Below are 21,460 nucleotides of genomic sequence, written 5' to 3'. Positions count from 1 at the left end.
ATCGTCGCGTGGGCGCTCGGCCGTGTCGGTGCGGCATGACACGGTGTGCCCATGACGACGCCCCTCGCCCTGCTCCTGATCGCCGGCGCCCTCGTGGTGGGTGCGCTGCTGGGATGGATGGGGCACGCGAACCGTGCGGCCAAGGCGGGCCGGTCGCAGGAGATGCAGCGGGTCCAGCAGCACGGCGAGCTCGAGACCCTGCGACGCGACGCCGCCGAGCTGCGCAGCCGCCTGTCGCAGGCGGGCGACGAGACCGCACGCCGCCTCGCGGAGCAGCGCGAGCTCGCCGACCGCGACCTCGACCGGGCCCGCGACGAGGCGGACCGGCGCGTCGTGGAGACCCGCGAGCAGGCCGACCGCCTGCTGGTCCAGGTGCGCGAGGACCTCGAGCGGCAGCTCGCGGAGGCGAAGGGCGACCAGGAGGCGGCCGCGCAGCGGTTCCGCGCGCTGGCCAACGACGCGCTCGCCGCCAACCAGAAGCAGTTCCTCGACCTCGCGGACGAGCGCCTGCAGCGCAGCACGCAGAAGAACGACGAGACGCTCGCCCAGCGCGAGCAGGCCATCCGCGCCCTGCTCGACCCGATGAGCAAGACGCTCGACAAGGTCAACGCCCGGGTCGACACCGCCGAGCAGGCACGCCTCCAGGGACACACCGCCCTCACGGAGCAGCTGCGACAGCTCGAGACGGTGAACTCCCAACTGCGCGTCGGCACCAGCGACCTCGTCTCGGCGCTGCGCTCCAACCAGACCCGCGGCGTGTGGGGCGAGCTGCAGCTCAAGCGCGTCGTCGAGGCGGCCGGGATGATGGACCACGTCGACTTCGAGGCGCAGGTGCACCGCACGACGGCCGAGGGCGAGACCCTCATCCCCGACCTGGTCGTCAGCCTGGCGGGCGGCAAGACGATCGTGGTCGACGCGAAGGTGCCGCTCAGCGCGTACCTGCGCGCCCAGCAGGCCGAGGGCTCCGCCGAGGGGGACAGGGAGCTCGACGCCCACGCCAAGGACCTCGCCAAGCACGTGGACGTGCTGGCCGACAAGGCCTACTGGTCGCAGTTCGACGCCGCCCCCGAGTTCGTGGTCCTGTTCGTCCCGGCCGAGCCGATCCTCGCCGCGGCCGTCGAGCGCCGGCCCGACCTCCTCGAGACCGCCATCCGCAAGCGCGTGCTGGTCGCGACCCCGATGACGCTCGTCGCGATGCTGCGCACCGTGGCGTACGCGTGGCAGCAGGACGCCATCGCCGAGGACGCCCAGAAGGTGCTGCAGACGGGCAAGGAGCTGTACGCCCGCATCGTCACGATGACCAAGAGCATCACCAAGCTCGGCCAGTCGATGACCACCGCCACCAAGCACTACAACGCGTTCGTCGGGTCGCTCGAGACCCGCGTGCTGCCGCAGGCCCGCCGCATGGTCGAGCTCAAGGTGGTGGACGCCGGCCAGTCCCTCGAGCCGCTGAAGGCGGTCGAGGACACCACGCGCGCGGTCACCAAGCCGGAGCTGCTCGCCGTCGAGGAGGGCCTGGTCGTCGACCTCGGCATCCTCGGGGTCGAGGCCGGCCGGGACGACTCGGTCGAGTCCCTCGTCGACGCCGCGCAGCGCGACCTCGAGCGCGCCGCGGACCCGGACGACAAGGGCGAGTCGGCCGCCGGCTGAGCCCGTCGCCCGTCGTCGGGCGGGCCGCCCGCCCGGCCGACGTCAGGCGGGCTCGACCGGCAGCGCGGTACGTGCGCCGCGGCGGGGCCGCTTCTCCTCCTGGCCCGCGGCCTTGAGCCCGCGCGCCAGCTCGCGCGGCAGGGAGAACATCAGGTCCTCCGTCGCGGTGCGCACCTCCTCGACGTCGGCGAAGCCGTGCGCGTCGAGGTGCGCGATGACGTCCTGCACGAGGATCTCCGGCACCGACGCGCCCGAGGTGACGCCCACGGTCGCCGCGCCGTCGAGCCAGGCGTCCTCGATCTCGGTGGCCCGGTCCACGCGGTACGCGGTGCGCGCGCCGGCCTGGAGCGCCACCTCGACGAGGCGGACCGAGTTCGACGAGTTCGCGGAGCCGACGACGATCACGACGTCGCACTCCGGCGACAGCTTCTTCACCGCGACCTGGCGGTTCTGCGTGGCGTAGCAGATGTCGTCGCTGGGCGGGTCCTGCATCTCCGGGAACCGGTCGCGCAGGCGCCGCACGGTCTCCATCGTCTCGTCCACGGACAGCGTGGTCTGCGAGATCCAGACGACCTTGTGCGGGTCGCGGACCTGCACCTGGTCGACCTCGTCCGGGGAGTTCACGACCTGCACGTGGTCGGGCGCCTCGCCCGCCGTGCCCTCGACCTCCTCGTGGCCGGTGTGGCCGATGAGGAGGATGTCGTAGTCGTCCTTCGCGAAGCGGACGGCCTCCTTGTGCACCTTGGTCACCAGCGGGCACGTGGCGTCGATGGTGTCGAGGCCGCGCGCGGCGGCCGACTCGCGCACCGCGGGCGAGACCCCGTGCGCCGAGAACACGAGCCGGGCGCCCTCGGGCACCTCGTCCGTCTCGTTGACGAAGATCGCGCCCCGGTCGCGCAGCGTCTCCACGACGTGCTTGTTGTGCACGATCTCCTTGCGCACGTACACCGGGGCGCCATAGGTCTCGAGGGCCTTCTCCACCGCCACGACCGCGCGGTCGACCCCCGCGCAGTAGCCGCGCGGCGCGGCCAGCAGCACGCGCTTGGTCGACGTCGGGACGGAAGGGGCCGGAACGGTCGCAGTCACGCGGCCAGTCTAGGTGCGGGGGTGTGGACGTCCTGTGACGGGCGGCGGGGGTGGCCGTCGGGGGCGTGGGGCATGCTGGACGCCGTGCCTGACGAGTCCCCGCCGGAAGCCCAGCCGCTGCCCCTGCCCGAGCTCGCCCGCGAGACGACGGCGGAGCGCCCGTGGCCCGTGCGCCTGCTGTCCGCGAAGATCCGGGACTACGTCGCGAAGATGTCGTTGGTCTGGGTCGAGGGCCAGGTCGTGGAGCACACCTACCGGCCCCGGGCCGGCGTGCAGTTCGTCACGCTGCGCGACACCGACGTCGAGGCGTCCCTGCCGGTGCACATGCTGACGCGCGTCTTCGACGGCCTCCACCACAAGCCCGAGGTGGGCGACCACGTCGTGGTGCAGGCCAAGCCGGAGTTCTGGGTCAAGACGGGCCGGATGTCGATGCGTGCCACCGCCGTGCGGCAGGTGGGCGTCGGCGAGCTGCTCGCCCGCATCGACCAGCTGCGCCGGGTGCTCGCCGCGGAGGGCCTGTTCGACCTCGACCGCAAGCGCCCGCTGCCGTTCCTCCCCGCGGTCGTCGGCCTGGTGTGCGGGCGGGAGTCCAAGGCCGAGCACGACGTCGTCGTCAACGCGCGGGCCCGCTGGCCCCAGGTGCGGTTCGAGATCCGCGAGGTCGCCGTGCAGGGCGTCGACGCCGTGCGCGAGGTGAGCGCCGCCCTCGCCGACCTCGACGCGCGCCCGGAGGTCGAGGTGATCGTCGTGGCGCGCGGCGGCGGGTCCGTCGAGGACCTGCTCCCCTTCAGCAACGAGGCCCTCGTCCGCGCGGCGGCGGCGTGCACGACGCCGCTGGTCAGCGCCATCGGCCACGAGACGGACGCGCCTCTCCTGGACCTCGTCGCCGACCACCGCGCGTCCACCCCGACCGACGCCGCGAAGCGGGTGGTGCCCGACGTCGCCGAGGAGCGGCAGCGCCTCGACCAGGCGCGCCGCCGGATGCGCGCCGCGGTCACCGCGCGCGTCGAGCGGGAGCAGCACGGCCTCGACGCGCTCCGGTCGCGGCCGTCGCTCGCGCACCCGCAGACGACGGTCGACGCCCGCGAGCGCGAGCTCGCCCAGCACGTGCGCCACGCACGCCACCTGCTCGACGCCGCGCTGCTGCGCGCGTCGGGCGAGATCGGCCGGCTGGCGGCCCAGGTGCGTGCCCTCTCCCCCGAGTCGACGCTGGCCCGCGGCTACGCGGTCGTGCAGCGCGCCGACGGGCACGTCGTCCGCGCGGCCCGCGACGTCTCCCCCGGCGACGCCGTGCACGTGCGGGTCGCCGAGGGGGCGCTGGACGCGGCGGTCACGGCGACGTCTCCCGCGCCGCGCGGCTGAGGCGCGTCGCCAGCCGGCCGAACGCGGCGGCCAGCTCGGCGCCCTCGAGCACCTCGACGTCCATCCCGAGCTGGGTGACCCAGAGCGCGAGCTGGTCGGGGTCGTCGCTGCCCACCTCCAGGCGGCAGGTCCGCGGCCCGAGCACCTCGACCTCGAGCGGCGAGCCGATCCTCGCCACGACCTCCTCGGCGGGCGCGTGGACGAGGATCCGGGCGCGGTACCGCCAGGTCGCCCGCCCCACCCGGGCCACGACGTACCGCTGCACGGCGTCCTCGGGGACGGCCCGCGGCCGGAACCGCGCGCCGGTGGGCGGGCGTGGGGTGATCCGGTCCACCCGGAAGACCCGCCAGTCCGCGCGGTCGAGGTCCCAGGCGAGCAGGTACCAGCGCGATCCCCAGCGCACGACGCGGTGCGGCTCCGTGTGCCGGGTCGTCTCGGCGCCGCCGTGCGCGGTGTAGCCGAAGCGGAGCCGCTCGTGCGCCCGGATCGCGGCGGCGACGGCGCCGAGCACCTCGAGGTCCGGGGGCGGGTCCGTCCCCGGCACCACGCTGGTGGCCTCGCGGACCGCCTCGACGCGGCGCCGCAGCCGGGAGGGCATGACCTGCTCGAGCTTCGCCAGCGCGGTGAGGAACGTCTCCCCGCCGCCCGCGCCCGTGCTGGCCGCGACGCCGAGCCCTACGGCGACGGCGACCGCCTCGTCGTCGTCGAGCACCAGCGGCGGCATCGCCGTCCCGGCGGCCAGGCGGTAGCCGCCGGCGACCCCGGGACGGGCCTCGACCGGGTAGCCGAGCGACCGCAGCTTGCCGACGTCGGTGCGCACGGTGCGGGTGCTGACCGCGAGCCGGTCGGCGAGCTCGCCGCTGGTCCAGTCCCGCCGCAGCTGCAGCAGGGACAGGAGCTGGAGCAGTCGGGCCGAGGTCTCGAGCACCCTCGGAGTTTCTCACCGATCGCGGAAGCAAGTCTTCCGCGTTTCCTGGGAGCGTGGAGCCATGACCACGAACAGCGCGGACACCGCCCTCGTCCCCTTCCGCATCGACGTGCCGCAGGCCGATCTCGACGACCTGCGCGACCGGCTGGCGCGCACCCGCTGGCCCCTGCCCGTGCCCGGCCGCGACGACCGCACGGACTTCAGCCGCGGCATCCCCCTGCCGTACCTGCGCGAGCTCGCCGAGTACTGGCGCGACGGGTTCGACTGGCGCGCGCAGGAGGCCGCGCTCAACTCCGACGAGCAGCTCACGACCGTCGTGGACGGGCAGACCTTCCACGTGCTGCACGTCCGCTCGGCGAACCCGGACGCGATCCCCCTGCTGCTGTGCCACGGGTGGCCGGGGTCGTTCGTCGAGTACCAGCGGCTGGTCCCGCTGCTCACGGACGCGTTCCACGTGGTCGTGCCGTCGCTGCCCGGGTTCGGGTACTCGACGCCGCTGTCGGGCACCGGCTGGGAGGTGGCGCGGACCACCGAGGCGTACGCGGAGATCATGACGCGGCTCGGCTACGACCGGTTCGCGGTGCACGGCACCGACATCGGCGCCGGCACCACCGGCCGCCTGGCCGCGCTGTACCCGCAGCGCGTGATCGGCACGCACGTCGGGAGCGACGGCCGGTCGCTCGGGATGGTCGGCGACCAGTACCCGATGCCCGACGGGCTCTCGGCCGAGGAGGTCGCGCAGATCGAGGCGGTGCGCGCGGCCGACGCCGCCGAGCACGGCTACTTCGAGATGCAGAACCACCGCCCGGACACGATCGGGCCGGCCCTCACCGACTCGCCCGTCGGCCAGCTCGCGTGGATCGCCGAGAAGTTCCAGACGTGGACGAACCCGACCCGCCGCACGCCGGACGAGTCCGTCGACCGCGACCAGCTCCTGACGAACGTGTCGCTGTACTGGTTCACCCGCAGCGGCGCGTCCAGCGCGCAGCTCTACTACGAGGCGACGCACTCCGGCCTGGACTGGCTCTCCGCCGCGGAGGTGCCCTCCGCCTGGTCGGTCTTCGACACCCATCCCCTGATGGCGAAGGTCTTCAACGCCTGGGGCGGGATCGACCAGTGGGTGGAGCACCCCGAGGGCGGGCACTTCCCCGCGATGGAGGAGCCCGAGCTGCTGGCGGCGGACCTGCGCGCCTTCCTCAGCGGCCGGTCGTGACCGGCGGGGCGGGTGCCGCCTCGGGCGCCCGCCCGTAGTCGCCGACGTGCCGGGTGAGGAACGCGCCGACCGGGCCGCGCTGGACCAGCCGCATCACGCCGGTCATGGCCGCGATGCCGAGCCGCGTGCGCGGCGCGAACGACCGGACCCGGCCGGGGTACATGGCCTGCGCCCGCTCGACCACGGGCCGCATCGCGGCCTCGTACCCGGCGAGCGCCCCGCCCACGTCCGCCGGGACCTCCCGCCCGAGCGCGTCCGCGAGCGTGGCGGCGCCCCGGAGCGCGAGCGCGGTGCCGAGGCCGCTCAAGGGGCTCGCGCACCAGGCGCTGTCCCCCAGGAGCACGACGCGGCCCCGGGACCACGTGCCGGCGTGGACCTGGTCGTAGGTGTCGAGCGCGAGGTCGTCGGCCACGCGCGCGGCCGCCAGGAGCTCCGCCGTGCGCCAGCCCTCCCCCGCGAAGGTCCGCTCGAGCAGGGCGAGCCGCGCCTCGGTGTCGCCGCGTGGTGGCAGGGAGGTGGCGGGGAACGTGAAGCCGACCTCCTGCTCGCCGGCGTGCCCGGGCCGCGCCTCGACGACCCGGGACCCCGGCAGGTTGAGCATGAGGAACCACCCGTCGAGGGGCGGGGTCGGCGGGGTCGTCCGTGCCTCGCGCAGCGTGAACCACGCGTGCGCCAGCCCCAGCGGACGCCGGAAGGCCTCCTCCGGCCCGAAGGCGAGGCGCCGGACGACCGAGTGCGCGCCGTCCGCCCCGACCACGAGGTCGTAGTCCTCCGGAGCGTGCCGTCGGAACTCGGCCCGCACGCCGTGGCCGGTCCCGGTCAGCCCGGTCACGGTGTCGGCGAACCGGTGCCGCGTGCGCGGGCCGGTCGCGTCGTGCAGCAACCGGGCCAGGTCGGCGCGCAGCAGCTCGTCCGTCGAGACGAAGCCCGCCCCGCCGAAGGCCTCGACGGGCATCTCGGCGCGCCGCCTCCCCCGCTCGTCGATCCACGCGAGGCCGCGCTGCTCGATCGTGGCCGCGAGCGCCGCGTCGAGGAGCCCGAGCCGGGCGAGCACGTCCCGGCTGTCCCCGCGCAGGTCGACCGTCTGCCCGCCGGACCGCAGGCCGGGCGCGATCTCCACGACGGTCACCTGCCACCCTGCCCTGTCGAGCAGCACCGCGAGCGCGTCCCCCGCGATCCCCGCACCCACGACCAGCACTCTGGACATCACGCCACCTCCGCTGTTGATGCGACTCTCGTTGCATTTGCAACGTAGCGCGCTCGAACCGTTGACGCAACAGTCGTTGCGTTAAGGTGGTGGCATGACCGACGCGACCGACCCCGGCCTCCAGTCGACCGGGACCGTGCGTCCGGGCGGCCGCACGGCCCGGACCAGGGAGGCCGTGCACCGGGCGGTGCGCGAGCTGATGGCGGAGCACGGCGGCGAGGCTCCCGAGTTCTCTGCGGTCGCGGCCCGCTCCGGGGTCCACGCGGCCACGATCTACCGCCGCTGGCGCACCCGGGACGCGCTCGTGCTCGACGTCGCGGTGGCCGACGTCAACGCCGCCTCACCGGTCCGCGCCACCGGCGACCTGCGCGCCGACCTCCTCGCGTACACGCGCGGCCTGCTCGACGCCTTTTACCGCCCCGGTGGCCTCGCCTTCGTCGACGCCCTGGTCCGGGCGTCCCGCGAGGCACACCTGAGCCCCGAGCGCACCGAGGAGCTGCTGCGACCACGGCTCGACCTCTTCCAGCAGCTGCTGGACGCGAGCGGGACCACCGAGCTCGACCCGCTCGACCTGGTCCTGCTGCTCGTCGCGCCGGCGCACCTCGGCTCCACCTTCGGGATCACCGACGCGACCGGCGACGCCGCCGAGCGGCTCGTCGACAACGTGCTCGACGTCGTCGCGGGCCGCCGGTCCCGGGCCACGCGCCCGGCGCGCCGGGGCTGACCCTCAGCGCGCCCGGACGACGCGCCTCTCGTCCCAGACGGGCTCGGGCGTCTCGCGCACGGTGCCGTCCTCGCCGAACACCAGGAACCGGTCGAAGCCGCGCGCGAACCAGCGGTCGTGCGTGACGGCGAGCACGGTGCCGTCGAACGCCTCCAGGCCCTCCTGCAGGGCCTCCGCGCTCGCGAGGTCGAGGTTGTCGGTGGGCTCGTCGAGCAGCAGCGCCGTGCAGCCGGCGAGCTCGAGCAGCAGGATCTGGAACCGCGCCTGCTGCCCGCCCGAGAGCCGGTCGAACTCGCGGTCGGCGGCGACGGTCAGCTCGTAGCGGCGCAGCACGGACATCGCGGCGCCGCGGTCGCGCGCGTGGTCCTCCCAGAGCACCTGCGTGAGGGTGCGGCCGAACAGCTCCGGCTGCGCGTGCGTCTGCGCGAAGACGCCCGGCACGACGCGCGCGCCCAGCCGCCACTCGCCGGTGTGCGCGACGTCGTCGCCGCCCAGCAGGCGCAGGAAGTGCGACTTGCCCGAGCCGTTGGACCCGAGGACGGCGACGCGCTCGCCGTAGAAGACCTCGAGGTCGAACGGCTGCATGAGGCCCGTGAGGCCGAGCCGCTCGCACGTCACCGCGCGCACGCCGGTGCGGCCGCCGCGCAAGCGCATGCGGATGTCCTGCTCCCGCGGCGGCTCGGGCGGCGGGCCGGCCTCCTCGAACTTGGTCAGGCGGGTCTGCGCGGCCCGGTACCGGGACGCCAGCGCGTCGCTGTTCGCGGCGGCCTGCCGCAGCTCCCGCACGAGCCGCTTGAGCTGCTCGTGCTTCTCGTCCCACCGCCGCCGCAGCTCCTCGAAACGGGCGAAGCGCTCGCGCCGGGCCTCGTGGAACGTGGCGAACGACCCGCCGTGCACCCACGCGTCCGCGCCCGACGGCGCGGGCTCGATCGACACGATCCGGTCGGCCGCCGTGGCCAGCAGCTCGCGGTCGTGGGAGACGAACAGCACGGTCTTGCGGGTGGCGCGCAGCTGGTCCTCGAGCCACCGCTTGCCCGGGACGTCGAGGTAGTTGTCCGGCTCGTCGAGCAGCAGCACCTCGTCGGTGCCGCGCAGCAGCGACTCCAGCACCAGACGCTTCTGCTCGCCGCCGGACAGGGTGCGCACCTCGCGCCAGCGCGCCTGCTCGTACGGGATGCCGAGGGCGGCGACGGTGCACACGTCCCAGTGCGTCTCGGCCTCGTAGCCGCGCACCTCGGCCCAGTCGGCGAGCGCTTGGGCGTACGCGAGCTGGGCGGGCTCGTCGTCGACCTCCATGATGGCCAGCTCGGCGGCGTCGACGGCGCGCGCCGCGTCACGGACGCGCGGCGGGGCGACGGCGACGAGCAGGTCGCGCACCGTGCTCGCGTCGCGCACGGAGCCGACGAACTGCGGCATGACGCCGAGGCCGCCCGTGACGGTGACGGAGCCGGCCTGCGGGGTCAGCTCGCCCGACAGCAGGCGCAGCAGGGTGGTCTTGCCCGAGCCGTTCGGGCCCACCAGTGCGGTCGCGCTGCCCTCGGGGACGCGGAACGAGACGTCGTCGAGCAGCGTGCGACCGTCCGGCAGCACGTGCTCCACGTGCGCCACCTCCAGATGACCCATGGCGGGCACGCTGCCCGACCGCCCGCGCGCTCGCAAGGCATTTCCGACCGCGTCCCCGACCGCCCGGTGGACTGCGCTGTCATCGCGCCGGCGCCATGTTGTTGACTGTCCCCCGTGACCGACGCGAACCTCGACGCCCCGACCCCAGCGGCCGGCGCGTCCCCCGACCTGCCCGCCGACGTCTCCGGGCTGACCTACGAGCAGGCACGCGACGAGCTGGTCCAGGTCGTCGCCCGGCTCGAGGCCGGCAGCGAGCCGCTCGAGGCCTCCCTCGCCCTCTGGGAGCGGGGCGAGGCGCTCGCCGCCCGCTGCCAGCAGTGGCTCGACGGCGCCCGGGAGCGCCTCGCGGCCGCCCAGGCGGGCGCCGCCGGCGCCACCGCCGGTGCCGAGGACGCGGAGGACGACGAGTGAGCGCGCACGTGCTCGCCGTCGGCGAGGCCCTGGTGGACGTGGTGCACCGCACCGACGGGTCGCACGAGGAGCACCCCGGCGGCAGCCTGGCGAACGTCGCCCTGACCCTGGGCCGGCTGGGCCGCGACGTGCGGCTCGCGACGTGGCTCGGGCGCGACGCCCGCGGCGACGACGTGCGGGCGTGGCTCGCGGAGTCCCGCGTGGCGCTGACGCCGGGCAGCGACGGCGCCGACCGCACGAGCGTCGCCCAGGCGACCCTCGACGCGACGGGCGCCGCCACCTACGAGTTCGACCTCGAGTGGCAGGTGCCCGCGGGCGCGGGCGCGACCGACGGGACGCTCGCGGTGCACACCGGCTCGATCGCGGCCATGCTCGCCCCCGGCGACGCGGCGGTGCGGCAGGTGCTCGAGGACGCGCGCCGCGTCGCCACGGTCAGCTACGACCCCAACGCCCGCCCGGCGCTCATGGGCGACGCCGCCTCGGTGCGCCCGCGGGTCGAGGAGCTGGTCGCGCTGTCCGACGTCGTGAAGGTCAGCGACGAGGACATCGCATGGCTCGCCCCCGGCGCCGACCCGCTGGACGTCGCCCGCGCGTGGCAGGCCACCGGTCCGGCGCTCGTCGTGGTGACGTTCGGCGGCGAGGGCGCGACCGCGGTCACCGCGGCCGGCGAGGTCACCGTGGCAGCCCCGCGGGTGGACGTCGTCGACACCGTCGGTGCGGGAGACTCCTTCATGGGCGCCCTGCTCGACGGCCTGTGGTCCACGGACCTGCTCGGCGCCTCGCGGCGCGACGCGCTGCGCGCGATCCCGGTCGCCGACACCGAGCGGCTCCTGGCCCGCTGCGCCGCCGTCGCCGCCGTGACCGTCTCGCGCGCCGGCGCCAACCCGCCGTGGGCCCGGGAGCTGGACCTCGCAACGAAGGAGCACGCATGAGCATCACCCCCACCGAGGCCTGGGACCGGCTGCGCGCCGGCAACGGCCGGTTCGTCCGCGACGAGCCGGAGCACCCGGACCAGGACGCCGTCCGCCGGCACGAGCTGCGCACGGTCCAGCACCCCCACACCGTGATCTTCGGCTGCTCGGACTCGCGGGTCGCCGCGGAGATCATCTTCGACCAGGGCCTGGGCGACGTCTTCGTGGTGCGCACGGCGGGGCACGTGGTGGACACCACGGTGCTGGGCTCCATCGAGTACGGCACCGAGGTGCTGCACACCCCGCTCGTCGTGGTCCTCGGGCACGACTCGTGCGGCGCCGTCGCGGCGACCGCCCACACGCTCGCCACCGGCGAGCAGCCCCCGGGCTTCGTGCGCGCCGTCGTGGACAAGGTGATCCCGTCGGTCGCCGAGCTCACGAGCCGGCAGGGCATCGCCGGCCCGATCGACCCCGACGTGCTGCGCACGGAGCACGTCAAGCACACGGTCGCGCTGCTGCGCGGCTACTCCGCCGCGATCGCCGCGGCGATCGACGCCGGCCGCCTCGCCGTCGTCGGCGTGGTCTACGACCTGGACGACGGCAGCGCCCGCCTCGTGGCGGTCGACGGCGAGGTCGGCGAGCAGCCGGTCGACTGACGCCCCTGACCTTCACCCCCGGAGCCCTCAGGCCCGTGCGGCGGCGGCGAGCAGCCGTTGCACGGTGCCGAGGGTGCGGGTGGTGGCGACGCCGCCCGTGAACCGCTCCACGGCGGGGTTCGGGTCGCCGCCGGCGCCCGGGCCGCCGCGCGCCACCCCGAGCACCACCCCCGGCCGGGCCGCCACGAGGTCGAGCAGATCGCGGGCGTCCGTCCACGGCAGCGCCACGGACAGGGGCTGCCCGCCGTCCACGAAGGTCACCGTCTCGCGGTACGTCCGCCCGTCGCGCGTGAGCGCGAACGGGTCGCCCTCCACCGCGGCGGCCACGTCGTCCAGCGAGCGCACCAGCGCCGTCCCGGCGTATCCGCAGACGTCGGCGAGCACCGGCGCCGCCGCGCGGGCCACGGCGCCGGCGACATCGTCCCCGCCCGACCCGACGTCGAGCAGCACCGTGCCGTTGGTCTGGAACGAGCGCACGGCCGCCGCGCCGCACTCGAGCAGCGCGCCCTCGAGGTCGGCGCGCACCGGGCTGCCGCGGTGCCCCAGGTTCATCGCGCGGTAGAGGACCACGTGGGTGAACGTCACGGCACCATCCTGACGGCCGCCACCGACGCCGGGGCGTGACCCGGCTCACGACGGACCGGTCTCGCGGGTGCGGCACGATAGAGGCATGACTTCCGACACCGTCGTCCCCGGCGCGTCCGGCGCGGGCGAGACCGAGTACCGCATCGAGCACGACACGATGGGTGAGGTGCGCGTCCCGGCGCACGCGCTCTACCGCGCGCAGACGCAGCGGGCCGTGGAGAACTTCCCGATCTCCGGCACCACGCTCGAGCGCGGGCACATCGAGGCCCTGGCCCGGATCAAGAAGGCCGCCGCGCGCGCCAACGCCGAGCTCGGCGTGCTCGACCGGGACATCGCCGACGCGATCGTCGCCGCCGCCGACGAGGTCGCCTCCGGCGCGTACGACGCCCACTTCCCGATCGACGTGTTCCAGACGGGCTCCGGCACGTCCTCGAACATGAACACCAACGAGGTGCTGGCCACGCTGGCCACGCGCTCGCTCGGCAAGGACGTGCACCCGAACGACCACGTCAACGCCTCGCAGTCGTCGAACGACGTCTTCCCGACGTCGGTCCACGTCGCCGCCACCGCGGCCGCGATCCACGACCTCGTCCCGGCCCTGGAGCACCTGGCCGACGCGCTGGGCGCCAAGGCCGACGAGTTCGCGACGGTCGTGAAGTCCGGCCGCACGCACCTCATGGACGCCACCCCCGTGACGCTCGGCCAGGAGTTCGGCGGGTACGCCGCCGCGATCCGGTACGGCGTCGAGCGGGTGCGGGCGGCGCTGCCCCGCGCGGCCGAGGTGCCCCTGGGCGGCACGGCCGTCGGCACCGGCATCAACACCCCCGCCGGCTTCCCGCAGCGCGTCATCGAGCTGCTGCGCGAGGACACGGGCCTGCCCCTGACCGAGGCGCGCGACCACTTTGAGGCGCAGTCGGCGCGCGACGGTCTCGTCGAGCTGTCCGGCGCGCTGCGCACCATCGCCGTGTCGGTCACCAAGATCTGCAACGACCTGCGCTGGATGGGCTCGGGCCCGAACACCGGCCTCGGGGAGATCGCGATCCCCGACCTGCAGCCGGGCAGCTCGATCATGCCGGGCAAGGTCAACCCGGTGATCCCGGAGGCCGTGCTCATGGTCGCCGCGCGCGTGATCGGCAACGACGCCACGGTCGCGTGGGCCGGCGCGAGCGGCTCGTTCGAGCTCAACGTGCAGATCCCCGTCATCGCCCAGGGCGTGCTGGAGTCGACCCGCCTGCTGGCCAACGCGTCGCGCGTGCTGGCCGACAAGACCGTGTCCGGCATCACCGCCAACGTGGAGCGGGCCCGCGCGTTCGCGGAGTCGTCCCCGTCGATCGTCACGCCGCTGAACCGCGTGATCGGCTACGAGGCGGCGGCGAAGGTCGCCAAGCACTCGGTCAAGCAGGGCCTCACCGTGCGCGAGGCCGTCGTCGACCTCGGCTTCGTGGAGCGCGGCGAGGTCACCGAGGAGCAGCTCGACTCGGCCCTCGACGTGCTGTCGATGACGAAGCCCCCGCAGGCCTGACACCCGCCTGCACCGCGACGGCGGCGGCCCCCACCGGGGCCGCCGCCGTCGGCGTTCTCCCACCCTTCGAGAAGAGGGTTGGTAAGGCTAACCTCACCTGCTAGTCTCGGCGCATGCGGGGAGGCGTCCCTCGGGGCGCGGGGCTGGGGGGTTCCACCTGACTGCGACGCCTCCCCGCATCAGTAGTCCTTCGGGTCCAGCCGGCGCAGCACGACGGCGAGCAGCCGGCCGAGTTCGGCCCGCTCCGCCTCGGACAGGTCGCCCAGCGCGGCCCGCTCGTGCTCGATCTGCCGCGGGAACAGCTCGTCGACGAGCTCCTCCCCGGCCGCGGTGAGCGCCACCAGCACCCCGCGCTTGTCGCGTTCGTGCACGGCCCGCTCCACCAGCCCGGCCCGCTCCAGCCGGTCCAGCCGCTTGGTGATCGACGCCCCGGGCGAGCCCGTCATCGTCGTGATCTCGCCGGCGCGCAGGGTGCGCCCTGACCGCCGCAGCGCGGTGAGGACGTCGAGCTCGGCGCGCGTGACGTCGCGGGCCGCGAGGTCGTCGGCGAGCTCGGCCTCCAGCAGCGCCGCGATCCGTCGCACCCGCGCCCCGACCTCGGCCGGCGACGTGTCGACCTCGGGCAGCCGCTCGGCCCACTGCGCGCGCACGCGCTCGATGTAGTCCACGGCGACCAGGATAGAGGTCACACCGTCAATCCTTCCATGATGATTTACCTGTGAACTATCATGGTCGGCAATGCCCTCCTCCCCCGCGCCCTCCCCTGCCCCCTCCCCCGTGCTGACCAGCGCCCGCGACGTCCTCGACCCCGCCCACCTGCGTGCCGCGCTGCGCATCAGCCCCGCCGACGCCACGCTCGCCGCGGCGCTGCGCGTCGGCGCCGCCGCGGCCGTCGTCCTCGGGCTCAGCGCCGCCGTCGGCCGCACCGACCTGGCGGCCTTCGCCTCCCTGGGGGCGCTCGTCATCCTGTACGGGCGGTACGAGCCGTACCGGCGCCGCGCGGCCCTCCTGACCGGCGTCGCCGTCGTCTTCGTCGCCGCCTTCCTGCTCACGGCGAGCCTCACGGCCGCGGGCGCTCCCACGGTCGTGGTCCTCGCGGTGGTGGCGCTCGTCGCGGGGCTCGCGACGGCCCTGAGCGTCCTGGTCCGCACCGGGCCTCCCGGGGCGAGCATCGTCGTCTTCGCCGCGGCCGGCGGCATGGTCGGGCCGCTCGCGTGGTCCGACGTCACCGAGCGCGGCGTCGCGTTCGCGCTCGGCGCGGTCGTCGCGTGGCTCGTCGGGATGAGCGGCTACCTCGTCCGGCCGAGCGCACCGGCCCGCCTCGCCGTCCGCCGGGCCGCCGACGCGGTGCGCAGGTCGCTCGACGCCGGCCCCGACGTCGCCCCGGACGCCGCGCGGGCCGCCTCCGCCGCCGTGGCCCGGGCCCGCGACGTGCTGGCCGACGACCTCTCCCACCGCCGCACGCGCGACACCGCCCGCGTGCTCGCGGCCGAGCTCGCCGCCTTCGCCGCGGCCCTGGGCTCCTCGTCCGCCGCGGTGCAGGGCACACCCGCCGCGCCCGCCGACGACCTGCCGCCGCGACGCCGCCTGGTCGACGACCTCCGGGCCGGCTGGCGCGTCCCCGGGTGGCGCCTCGCCGGGGTCCGCGTCGTGCTGGCGAGCGTCGTCGCCGGCGCCGGCACGTCCGCCGTCGGCCTGAGCCACCCGGCGTGGGCGCAGCTCGGCGCCACCGCCACCCTGCAGGGCGCGAGCACCCGGCACGCCGTCGTCCGCGCCCTGCAGCGCGGGGGCGGCACCGTGCTGGGCGCCCTGCTCGCCTGGCCGCTGCTGGCGGCGCACCTGTCCTTCGCCGCGACCTGCGTCGTCGTCGTGGTGCTGCAGGTCGTCACGGAGGTCGTCGTCGGGCGCCACTACGGGCTGGCGATGCTCACGATCACGCCCATGGCCCTGCTGATGACGTCCCTCGGGGGCGCGGTCGACCCCGCCGGGATCGCGGCATCGCGCGCCCTCGACACCGTGCTCGGCGCCGTCGTCGGCGTGCTCGCCGTCGTGCTGGTGCACCCGCGCCGCCGGCCGGCAGTGCCGGCCGAGGCCTGACCGGCGGCGCGGGCGGAGCACGTCAGATCTCCAGCGACTCCAGCATCTCCGTGACGAGCGCCGCGACGGGCGACCGCTCGGACCGCGTGAGCGTGACGTGCGCGAAGAGCGGGTGGCCCTTCATCGCCTCGATGACGGCGGCGACGCCGTCGTGCCGGCCCACGCGCAGGTTGTCCCGCTGGGCGACGTCGTGCGTGAGCACGACGCGCGACTGCTGCCCGATGCGCGACAGCACCGTGAGGAGCACGTTGCGCTCCAGGGACTGGGCCTCGTCGACGATGACGAACGCGTCGTGCAGGGAGCGCCCGCGGATGTGCGTGAGCGGGAGCACCTCGAGCATCTCGCGGTCGATGACCTCGTCGACCACCTCGGGCGAGACCAGCGCGCCGAGGGTGTCGTACACGGCCTGCGCCCAGGGGTTCATCTTCTCGGACTCGGACCCGGGCAGGTAGCCGAGCTCCTGCCCGCCCACCGCGTACAGCGGCCGGAAGACGATCACCTTGCGGTGCTGCCGCCGCTCCAGGACGGCCTCCAGACCGGCGCACAGGGCCAGCGCGGACTTGCCGGTGCCGGCACGCCCGCCGAGCGACAGGATCCCGATCTCCGGGTCGAGCAGCAGGTCGATGGCGACGCGCTGCTCCGCCGAACGGCCGTGCACGCCGAACACGTCCTGGTCGCCGCGCACGAGGCGGACCGTCTTGTCGGCGGTCACCCGGCCGAGGGCCGAGCCCCCCGGCGAGTGGATGACGAGGCCCGTGTGGCACAGCAGCGGCGACGCCGCCTCGACCACCTCCGCGTCGAGGGCGGCCAGCTCCACCTCGCCCCCCTCGTACAGGGTGGCGACCTGCTCGTCGGCGACGTCGATCTCGCGCATCCCGGTCCACCCGGAGTCGACGGCGAGCTCGTGCCGGAACTCCTCCGCGCGCAGGCCGACGGCCGACGCCTTGACCCGCATGGGCAGGTCCTTGGAGACCACGGTGACGTCGCGCCCCTCGCCGGCGAGGTTCGCCGCGACGGACAGGATCCGCGTGTCGTTGTCGCCGAGGCGGAAGCCCGCCGGGAGCACCTGCGGGTCGGTGTGGTTGAGCTCCACGCGCAGGGTGCCGCCGACCTCGCCAACCGGGATCGGGGCGTCGAGCCTGCCGTGCTTCACGCGCAGGTCGTCGAGCATCCGCAGGGCGCTGCGGGCGAAGTAGCCGAGCTCGGCGTGGTGCCGCTTGGCCTCCAGCTCCGTGACGACGACGACCGGCAGGACGACGTCGTGCTCGGCGAAGCGGTAGATCGCCCGGGGGTCGGACAACAGCACGGACGTGTCGATGACGAACGTGCGACGGGCGGTGCCGTCCGCGTCGGCGCTGTCGCGCTCAGGGACGGGTGCGGTTCGGGCCACGGCGAGCTCCCTCCTGGTGGGCGGGCGGCCGGGCCGGGGACGCCGTGCGGCGCCGGGCCGGAGCCGGCCCTCCCGCACGGAGCGTGAACCCCATCGGCTGGCCTCCCCGAGGACGGCTGGACACCGTCCCTGAGCGCCAAACTACGACGCTGTGATTCGCGCCACCACCCCCGCGTCGGCGGGTCGGGAACTTGTCACCCGCCGTTCACACGCCGGACCCCGGCGCGCCGCCGGGCGGCCCGGCGAGCACCATGGGCCCCATGGCATCCTCCGAGCCCGCGCGCACCGCGTACGTCGTCCTGCTGCGGGGCGTGAACCTGGGCCCCCATCGCCGCGTGAGCGCCGCCGACCTGCGGGAGGCCGCGGCCGCGGCGGGCCTCGACGACGCCCGGACCTACGCGAACAGCGGCAACCTCGTCGGCACCGGCGACGCGGGCGACGACGCCGTCGCCGCGCGCGTCGAGGCGGCGCTGGCCGACCGGCTCGGCGGGGACGTGCGCGCCGTCGCCCTGCCCGCCGACCGGGCCGCCGCCCTCCTCGACGCCGACCCGTTCCCGGACGCCACCGCCGACCACCCGTCGCACGTGCAGGTGCACGTGGGGCCGGACCCGGTGGACCCCGACGGGGTCGCGGCGCTGGCGGAGAGGAACCCGGAGCGGTTCGCCGTGGCGGAGGGCGTGCTCTTCGTCGACTACGTCGACGGCATCGGCCGGTCGCGCCTCACCGCCGCCGCCCTCGACCGCGCCGCGGGCACCTGGACCACCGGGCGCAACTGGAACACCCTCGCGCGCCTCGTCGCGATGGCCCGCGACGCGACCTGAGCCAGGGGCCCGCGGCGGGTACGCTGGCCTGCGGTGAGCCGGGAAGTCTGGTCGGTGGCACCGGCTGGGACGCCGGGAGACGATCGACCCCACGACCGGACTGGAGCTCACCCTGACCACCGAGACCCGCACCCCGTCCTTCGGCACGCGGCTGCGCCGCTTCGCCTCCCGCGAGACCACCGGCGGCGCGCTCCTCATCGCCGCCGCCGTCCTCGCCCTCGTCTGCGCGAACGCGCCGTGGCGCGAGTGGTACCTCGCCCTCTCCGAGGCGATGGTCGGCATCGACAGCATCGGGCCGGTGCCCGTCCACCTCGACCTCACGGTCGCCGAGTGGGCGGCCGACGGGCTGCTCGCGATCTTCTTCTTCGTCGTCGGCGTCGAGCTCAAGCACGAGTTCGTGGCCGGCAGCCTGCGCAGCCCCAAGGAGGCGGGCGTCCCGATGCTCGCCGCCGTGGGCGGCATGGCGGTGCCCGCGATCATCTACGCGGTCACCGTCGTCGCCCTGGGCGAGCCGAGCGCCCTCGGCGGCTGGGCCATCCCGACGGCCACCGACATCGCGTTCGCGCTCGGCGTCCTCGCCGTCTTCGGCAAGGGCCTGCCCACCGCCGTGCGCACCTTCCTGCTCACGCTCGCGGTGGTCGACGACCTGCTCGCGATCGTCGTGATCGCCATCTTCTACACGGAGCACCTGAGCTTCGCGTACCTCGGTGCCGCCCTGGTCACGATCGCCGTCTTCGGCTGGTACGTGCGCTCGCGCAACCCGCGCTGGTGGGTGCTCGTGCCGCTGTTCGTCGTCGCGTGGGCGTTCATGCACTCGTCGGGCGTGCACGCCACCGTCGCGGGCGTGCTCATGGGCTTCACCGTGGCCGCGCGCCCCACCCACGGCGAGGCCGAGCCGCGCACGCACCGCTACGAGCAGGCCGTCCGGCCCTGGTCGCAGGGCGTGGCGCTGCCCGTCTTCGCGTTCTTCGCCGCGGGCGTGAACCTCGTCGACGGCGGCGGCGCCGCGGAGATCCTCTCCCAGCCGGTGGTGCCGGCCATCACCGTGGGCCTCGTCGTCGGCAAGCTCGTGGGGGTGCTCGGCACGACGGCGCTGGTCACCCGGCTGACGCCGCTGCGGCTGGCGCAGGGCATCGGCGTGCGCGACCTGCTGCCCGTCGGGTTCCTCGCCGGCATCGGGTTCACGGTGGCGCTGCTGGTGTCGGAGCTGTCGTTCGGGCACGCCTCGGAGCACACCGAGGGTGCCAAGGCCGCCATCCTGCTGGGCTCCGTGATCGCGGCGCTGCTCGGCGCCCTCACCCTGCGGTGGGACGCCCGCCGGGCGCGCACCGCGGACATGAACCTCGACGGCGTGGACGACGCCGTCGAGGACTTCATCGGGGACGAGAAGGACCGGCGGGAGCACTGAGCGCGGCGGCCCGGGCGGGCACCCGCGGCCCGACCGCGGCGCCGGCCAGGGCCGGCTCGCGCCGCTCCACCTGCGCGGACGCGGCGGCCGCCGTCCTGGCCCGCGCCGCGCGGGCGCCCCAGGCGGACAGCACGCGGTCGACGACGAGGCCGAGCACCGTGCCCACGACGATGCCCACCGCGACGGCGAGCAGCGGCCGGTCGCCGAGCGGCGCGGCCGCCACGACGCCCAGGAGCACCGACCAGCACGCCCAGGCCACGGACGCCACGGCGGACAGCGCCATGAAGCGGCGGCGGGAGAAGCCGACGGCGCCCGCGGTGACGTTCACCGCCATCCGGCCCACGGGCACGAACCGCGCGCCGAGGACGACGGAGGCGCCACGGCGCTCGAACGACCAGGCCGCCCAGGCCACGGCGCGCTGCCCGCGCGGGCCGCGCAGGAACGGCACGCGCGACGTGCCGAGGGCCCGGCCGAGCGCGTAGGCCACCTGGTCGCCGCACCACGCGCCGAGCGCCGCCACGAGCACCACCAGGGCGAGGTTCACGCCCTGCCCGGTCTCGGCGCCGACCGCCATCATGATGATCACGGTCTCGCCGGGCACGGGCGGGAAGAACCCGTCGGCGGCCGTGGACACGAACAGCGCGGGGAACGCCCAGACGGAGGCGACGAGCGCGAACAGCGTGCTCTCCAGCTGGGCCCACAGCGAGGCGATCGCGTCGATCATGCGTCCCAGCCTCCGCCGGGACCGCCGCCCGCCACCATGGGGTGTGCCCCCGGTTCGACCCTGGGGGGACCCTGAGAGCCCGGCCGGTCACCCGGCGGCGGAGGCCGAGGTCAGGCGTCCCCGCCCGGACGGCCGAGCAGCACCTCGCGGCGGCGGCCCACCTGGTCGCGCAGCGCCTCGAGCAGCGCCGCGACCGTCGGCCGTCGCCACGACTCCGGGTGCACCACCGCCCAGTAGGGCAGCCGGTCGCGGACCTCGCCCGGGAGCAGCCGCACCAGGTCCGGGTGCCGGTCGGCCATGAAGCACGGCAGGAACCCCACGCCCGCGCCGGCCCGGGTCGCCTCGACGTGCACGAACACGTTGGTGGAGGTGAGCGCGTCGCGCATCCCCGGCACCAGCCGGCGCGGGGCGTCGAGGGCGTCCACCTGCAGCATCGAGTTCACGAAGTACACGAGCCCGTGCCCGGCCAGGTCCGCGACGGACCCCGGCACGCCGTGGCGGTCGAGGTAGTCGCGGGAGGCGTACATGCCGAGCTCGTACTCCCCCAGCCGCACGGCCTTGGCCCGGCCCACCTGCGGCTCGCCGACCACCACCTCGACGTCCACGCCGGACCGGTGCTGCATCGCGTGCCGGGTCACGGTGACCAGCTCGACGGACAGGTCGGGGTGCCGCCGGCGCAGCGCGGCCACGGCGGGCGACGCCACGTAGGCGCTGAAGCCGTCGGTCGCGGTCATCCGCACCACCCCCGTGACGGGGTCGGGCGCGCCGTCGCCGGCCGCGAGGCCCGCCACCGCCGCCGCGACCGCCTCCGCCGCGCGGGCCGCCCGCTCCCCCAGGCCGGTGAGCTCCCAGCCGTCCGCGCCGCGCACCAGGACGCGGCCGCCCAGCGCGCGCTCGAGGGTCGCGACGTTCCGGGCGACCGTCGTGTGGTTGACCCCGAGCACCTCGGCGGCCGTCGTGTACCGGCCGGTGCGGGCCACCTCCAGCAGCACGAGGAGCTGGTCGGGCGAGGGCTGCGGCGTCGTCGGCACGCGCCGCACCCTACTGCCGCGCGCCGTCGATGTGCATCCCTGCAGAGCGGGCGTGCTCGGTTGGTCGTTGCACGCACACGCACCGGACCGGCAGCATCCTCCGCGTCAGGA

20 protein-coding genes are annotated in these 21,460 nt (G+C 75.3%); 11 read left to right on the top strand and 9 right to left on the bottom strand.

What is annotated here, in order from left to right:
- Positions 1-51 precede the first annotated feature (51 nt).
- Positions 52-1,650 (top strand): DNA recombination protein RmuC, encoded by a 1,599-nt coding sequence (gene rmuC, locus ACFU5J_RS07750; RefSeq protein ID WP_430578338.1) that lies wholly within the window; start codon positions 52-54, stop codon positions 1,648-1,650.
- A gap of 42 nt (positions 1,651-1,692) precedes the next feature.
- Here rmuC and ACFU5J_RS07745 read toward each other — a convergent pair whose 3' ends face one another.
- Complete coding sequence (locus ACFU5J_RS07745; protein WP_430578337.1) at positions 1,693-2,736, bottom strand: 4-hydroxy-3-methylbut-2-enyl diphosphate reductase; 1,044 nt, start codon at positions 2,734-2,736, stop codon at positions 1,693-1,695.
- 72 nt (positions 2,737-2,808) lie between these two features.
- On the opposite strand from ACFU5J_RS07745, the gene xseA reads away from it, so the two are divergent.
- Entirely contained in the window at positions 2,809-4,098 is a 1,290-nt protein-coding gene (xseA, locus tag ACFU5J_RS07740; RefSeq protein WP_430578336.1) for an exodeoxyribonuclease VII large subunit, read from the top strand.
- Here the strand turns inward: xseA and ACFU5J_RS07735 are convergent.
- Positions 4,067-5,026 carry a helix-turn-helix transcriptional regulator gene (locus ACFU5J_RS07735; RefSeq protein WP_430578335.1) on the bottom strand — a complete coding sequence of 320 codons (960 nt, stop codon included), beginning with the start codon at positions 5,024-5,026 and terminating at the stop codon, positions 4,067-4,069. The genes xseA and ACFU5J_RS07735 overlap by 32 nt on opposite strands.
- Before the next feature lie 61 nt (positions 5,027-5,087).
- On the opposite strand from ACFU5J_RS07735, the gene ACFU5J_RS07730 reads away from it, so the two are divergent.
- The gene (locus ACFU5J_RS07730; protein ID WP_430578334.1) at positions 5,088-6,239 is read left to right on the top strand and encodes an epoxide hydrolase family protein; all 1,152 of its coding nucleotides are present in this window, start codon (positions 5,088-5,090) and stop codon (positions 6,237-6,239) included.
- Here ACFU5J_RS07730 and ACFU5J_RS07725 read toward each other — a convergent pair.
- Complete coding sequence (locus ACFU5J_RS07725) at positions 6,223-7,446, bottom strand: FAD-dependent monooxygenase (RefSeq protein ID WP_430578333.1); 1,224 nt, start codon at positions 7,444-7,446, stop codon at positions 6,223-6,225. The genes ACFU5J_RS07730 and ACFU5J_RS07725 overlap by 17 nt on opposite strands.
- Positions 7,447-7,540: 94 nt before the next feature.
- Here ACFU5J_RS07725 and ACFU5J_RS07720 point away from each other — a divergent pair, with 94 nt between their 5' ends.
- On the top strand, positions 7,541-8,170 hold the full coding sequence (locus ACFU5J_RS07720; RefSeq protein ID WP_430578332.1) for a TetR/AcrR family transcriptional regulator: 630 nt from the start codon (positions 7,541-7,543) through the stop codon (positions 8,168-8,170).
- 3 nt (positions 8,171-8,173) lie between these two features.
- On the opposite strand, the gene ACFU5J_RS07715 is transcribed toward ACFU5J_RS07720, so the two are convergent.
- Positions 8,174-9,793 (bottom strand): ATP-binding cassette domain-containing protein, encoded by a 1,620-nt coding sequence (locus ACFU5J_RS07715; RefSeq protein ID WP_430578331.1) that lies wholly within the window; start codon positions 9,791-9,793, stop codon positions 8,174-8,176.
- Positions 9,794-9,907: 114 nt separating this feature from the next.
- Between ACFU5J_RS07715 and ACFU5J_RS07710 the strand changes: the two genes are divergently transcribed.
- From ACFU5J_RS07710 to ACFU5J_RS07700, 3 genes are read left to right on the top strand one after another with little or no spacing between them, the layout of a single operon-like run.
- Positions 9,908-10,204, top strand: a complete 297-nt coding sequence (locus ACFU5J_RS07710) for an exodeoxyribonuclease VII small subunit (protein ID WP_430574847.1) — start codon at positions 9,908-9,910, stop codon at positions 10,202-10,204.
- Positions 10,201-11,136, top strand: a complete 936-nt coding sequence (locus ACFU5J_RS07705; RefSeq protein ID WP_430574846.1) for a carbohydrate kinase — start codon at positions 10,201-10,203, stop codon at positions 11,134-11,136. The genes ACFU5J_RS07710 and ACFU5J_RS07705 overlap by 4 nt, the downstream gene beginning before the upstream one ends.
- Positions 11,133-11,771: a carbonic anhydrase gene (locus ACFU5J_RS07700; protein ID WP_430574845.1), complete on the top strand. Its 639-nt coding sequence runs from the start codon at positions 11,133-11,135 to the stop codon at positions 11,769-11,771. Before ACFU5J_RS07705 ends, ACFU5J_RS07700 begins: the two co-directional genes overlap by 4 nt.
- Positions 11,772-11,798: 27 nt before the next feature.
- On the opposite strand, the gene ACFU5J_RS07695 is transcribed toward ACFU5J_RS07700, so the two are convergent.
- The gene (locus tag ACFU5J_RS07695; protein WP_430578330.1) at positions 11,799-12,356 is read right to left on the bottom strand and encodes a DUF1697 domain-containing protein; all 558 of its coding nucleotides are present in this window, start codon (positions 12,354-12,356) and stop codon (positions 11,799-11,801) included.
- A gap of 85 nt (positions 12,357-12,441) precedes the next feature.
- On the opposite strand from ACFU5J_RS07695, the gene ACFU5J_RS07690 reads away from it, so the two are divergent.
- On the top strand, positions 12,442-13,878 hold the full coding sequence (locus ACFU5J_RS07690; protein ID WP_430578329.1) for a class II fumarate hydratase: 1,437 nt from the start codon (positions 12,442-12,444) through the stop codon (positions 13,876-13,878).
- Between the two features lie 179 nt (positions 13,879-14,057).
- Here ACFU5J_RS07690 and ACFU5J_RS07685 read toward each other — a convergent pair whose 3' ends face one another.
- Positions 14,058-14,567, bottom strand: a complete 510-nt coding sequence (locus tag ACFU5J_RS07685) for a MarR family winged helix-turn-helix transcriptional regulator (protein ID WP_430574842.1) — start codon at positions 14,565-14,567, stop codon at positions 14,058-14,060.
- Between the two features lie 49 nt (positions 14,568-14,616).
- On the opposite strand from ACFU5J_RS07685, the gene ACFU5J_RS07680 reads away from it, so the two are divergent.
- A complete protein-coding gene (locus ACFU5J_RS07680; protein ID WP_430578328.1) occupies positions 14,617-15,975 on the top strand; it encodes an FUSC family protein in 1,359 nt (452 codons plus the stop codon).
- A 22-nt stretch (positions 15,976-15,997) separates the two neighbouring features.
- Here the strand turns inward: ACFU5J_RS07680 and ACFU5J_RS07675 are convergent, their stop codons facing one another.
- Positions 15,998-17,365 (bottom strand): PhoH family protein, encoded by a 1,368-nt coding sequence (locus tag ACFU5J_RS07675; RefSeq protein ID WP_430578327.1) that lies wholly within the window; start codon positions 17,363-17,365, stop codon positions 15,998-16,000.
- A 260-nt stretch (positions 17,366-17,625) separates the two neighbouring features.
- Here ACFU5J_RS07675 and ACFU5J_RS07670 point away from each other — a divergent pair, with 260 nt between their 5' ends.
- Together ACFU5J_RS07670 and nhaA are read left to right on the top strand one after the other, a co-directional pair.
- The gene (locus ACFU5J_RS07670; protein WP_430578326.1) at positions 17,626-18,186 is read left to right on the top strand and encodes a DUF1697 domain-containing protein; all 561 of its coding nucleotides are present in this window, start codon (positions 17,626-17,628) and stop codon (positions 18,184-18,186) included.
- A gap of 64 nt (positions 18,187-18,250) precedes the next feature.
- Positions 18,251-19,594, top strand: coding sequence for a Na+/H+ antiporter NhaA (gene nhaA / locus ACFU5J_RS07665; protein ID WP_430578384.1), 1,344 nt, complete (start codon positions 18,251-18,253; stop codon positions 19,592-19,594).
- Here nhaA and ACFU5J_RS07660 read toward each other — a convergent pair.
- Both ACFU5J_RS07660 and ACFU5J_RS07655 read right to left on the bottom strand, forming a co-directional pair.
- Positions 19,560-20,318 (bottom strand): DedA family protein, encoded by a 759-nt coding sequence (locus tag ACFU5J_RS07660; protein WP_430578325.1) that lies wholly within the window; start codon positions 20,316-20,318, stop codon positions 19,560-19,562. The genes nhaA and ACFU5J_RS07660 overlap by 35 nt on opposite strands.
- A gap of 110 nt (positions 20,319-20,428) precedes the next feature.
- Complete coding sequence (locus tag ACFU5J_RS07655) at positions 20,429-21,349, bottom strand: LysR family transcriptional regulator (RefSeq protein WP_430578324.1); 921 nt, start codon at positions 21,347-21,349, stop codon at positions 20,429-20,431.
- Positions 21,350-21,460 lie beyond the last annotated feature (111 nt).

It is taken from the genome of Isoptericola sp. NPDC057559 (assembly GCF_042801555.1).
In the GTDB taxonomy this organism is placed as follows: Bacteria; Actinomycetota; Actinomycetes; order Actinomycetales; family Cellulomonadaceae; genus Isoptericola.
The sequence above is the reverse complement of the archived record's forward strand: the minus strand, read 5'-3'. Positions and strand labels throughout refer to the sequence as shown.

Excerpts from the sequence above, each read along its gene's own strand:
- rmuC (WP_430578338.1), top strand. The coding sequence starts at position 52 with ATGACGACGCCCCTCGCCCTGCTCCTGATCGCCGGCGCCCTCGTGGTG.
- xseA (WP_430578336.1), top strand. The coding sequence starts at position 2,809 with ATGCTGGACGCCGTGCCTGACGAGTCCCCGCCGGAAGCCCAGCCGCTG.
- ACFU5J_RS07730 (WP_430578334.1), top strand. The coding sequence starts at position 5,088 with ATGACCACGAACAGCGCGGACACCGCCCTCGTCCCCTTCCGCATCGAC.
- ACFU5J_RS07725 (WP_430578333.1), bottom strand. The coding sequence starts at position 7,446 with ATGTCCAGAGTGCTGGTCGTGGGTGCGGGGATCGCGGGGGACGCGCTC.
- ACFU5J_RS07720 (WP_430578332.1), top strand. The coding sequence starts at position 7,541 with ATGACCGACGCGACCGACCCCGGCCTCCAGTCGACCGGGACCGTGCGT.
- ACFU5J_RS07715 (WP_430578331.1), bottom strand. The coding sequence starts at position 9,793 with ATGGGTCATCTGGAGGTGGCGCACGTGGAGCACGTGCTGCCGGACGGT.
- ACFU5J_RS07700 (WP_430574845.1), top strand. The coding sequence starts at position 11,133 with ATGAGCATCACCCCCACCGAGGCCTGGGACCGGCTGCGCGCCGGCAAC.
- ACFU5J_RS07690 (WP_430578329.1), top strand. The coding sequence starts at position 12,442 with ATGACTTCCGACACCGTCGTCCCCGGCGCGTCCGGCGCGGGCGAGACC.
- ACFU5J_RS07680 (WP_430578328.1), top strand. The coding sequence starts at position 14,617 with ATGCCCTCCTCCCCCGCGCCCTCCCCTGCCCCCTCCCCCGTGCTGACC.
- ACFU5J_RS07670 (WP_430578326.1), top strand. The coding sequence starts at position 17,626 with ATGGCATCCTCCGAGCCCGCGCGCACCGCGTACGTCGTCCTGCTGCGG.
- ACFU5J_RS07660 (WP_430578325.1), bottom strand. The coding sequence starts at position 20,318 with ATGATCGACGCGATCGCCTCGCTGTGGGCCCAGCTGGAGAGCACGCTG.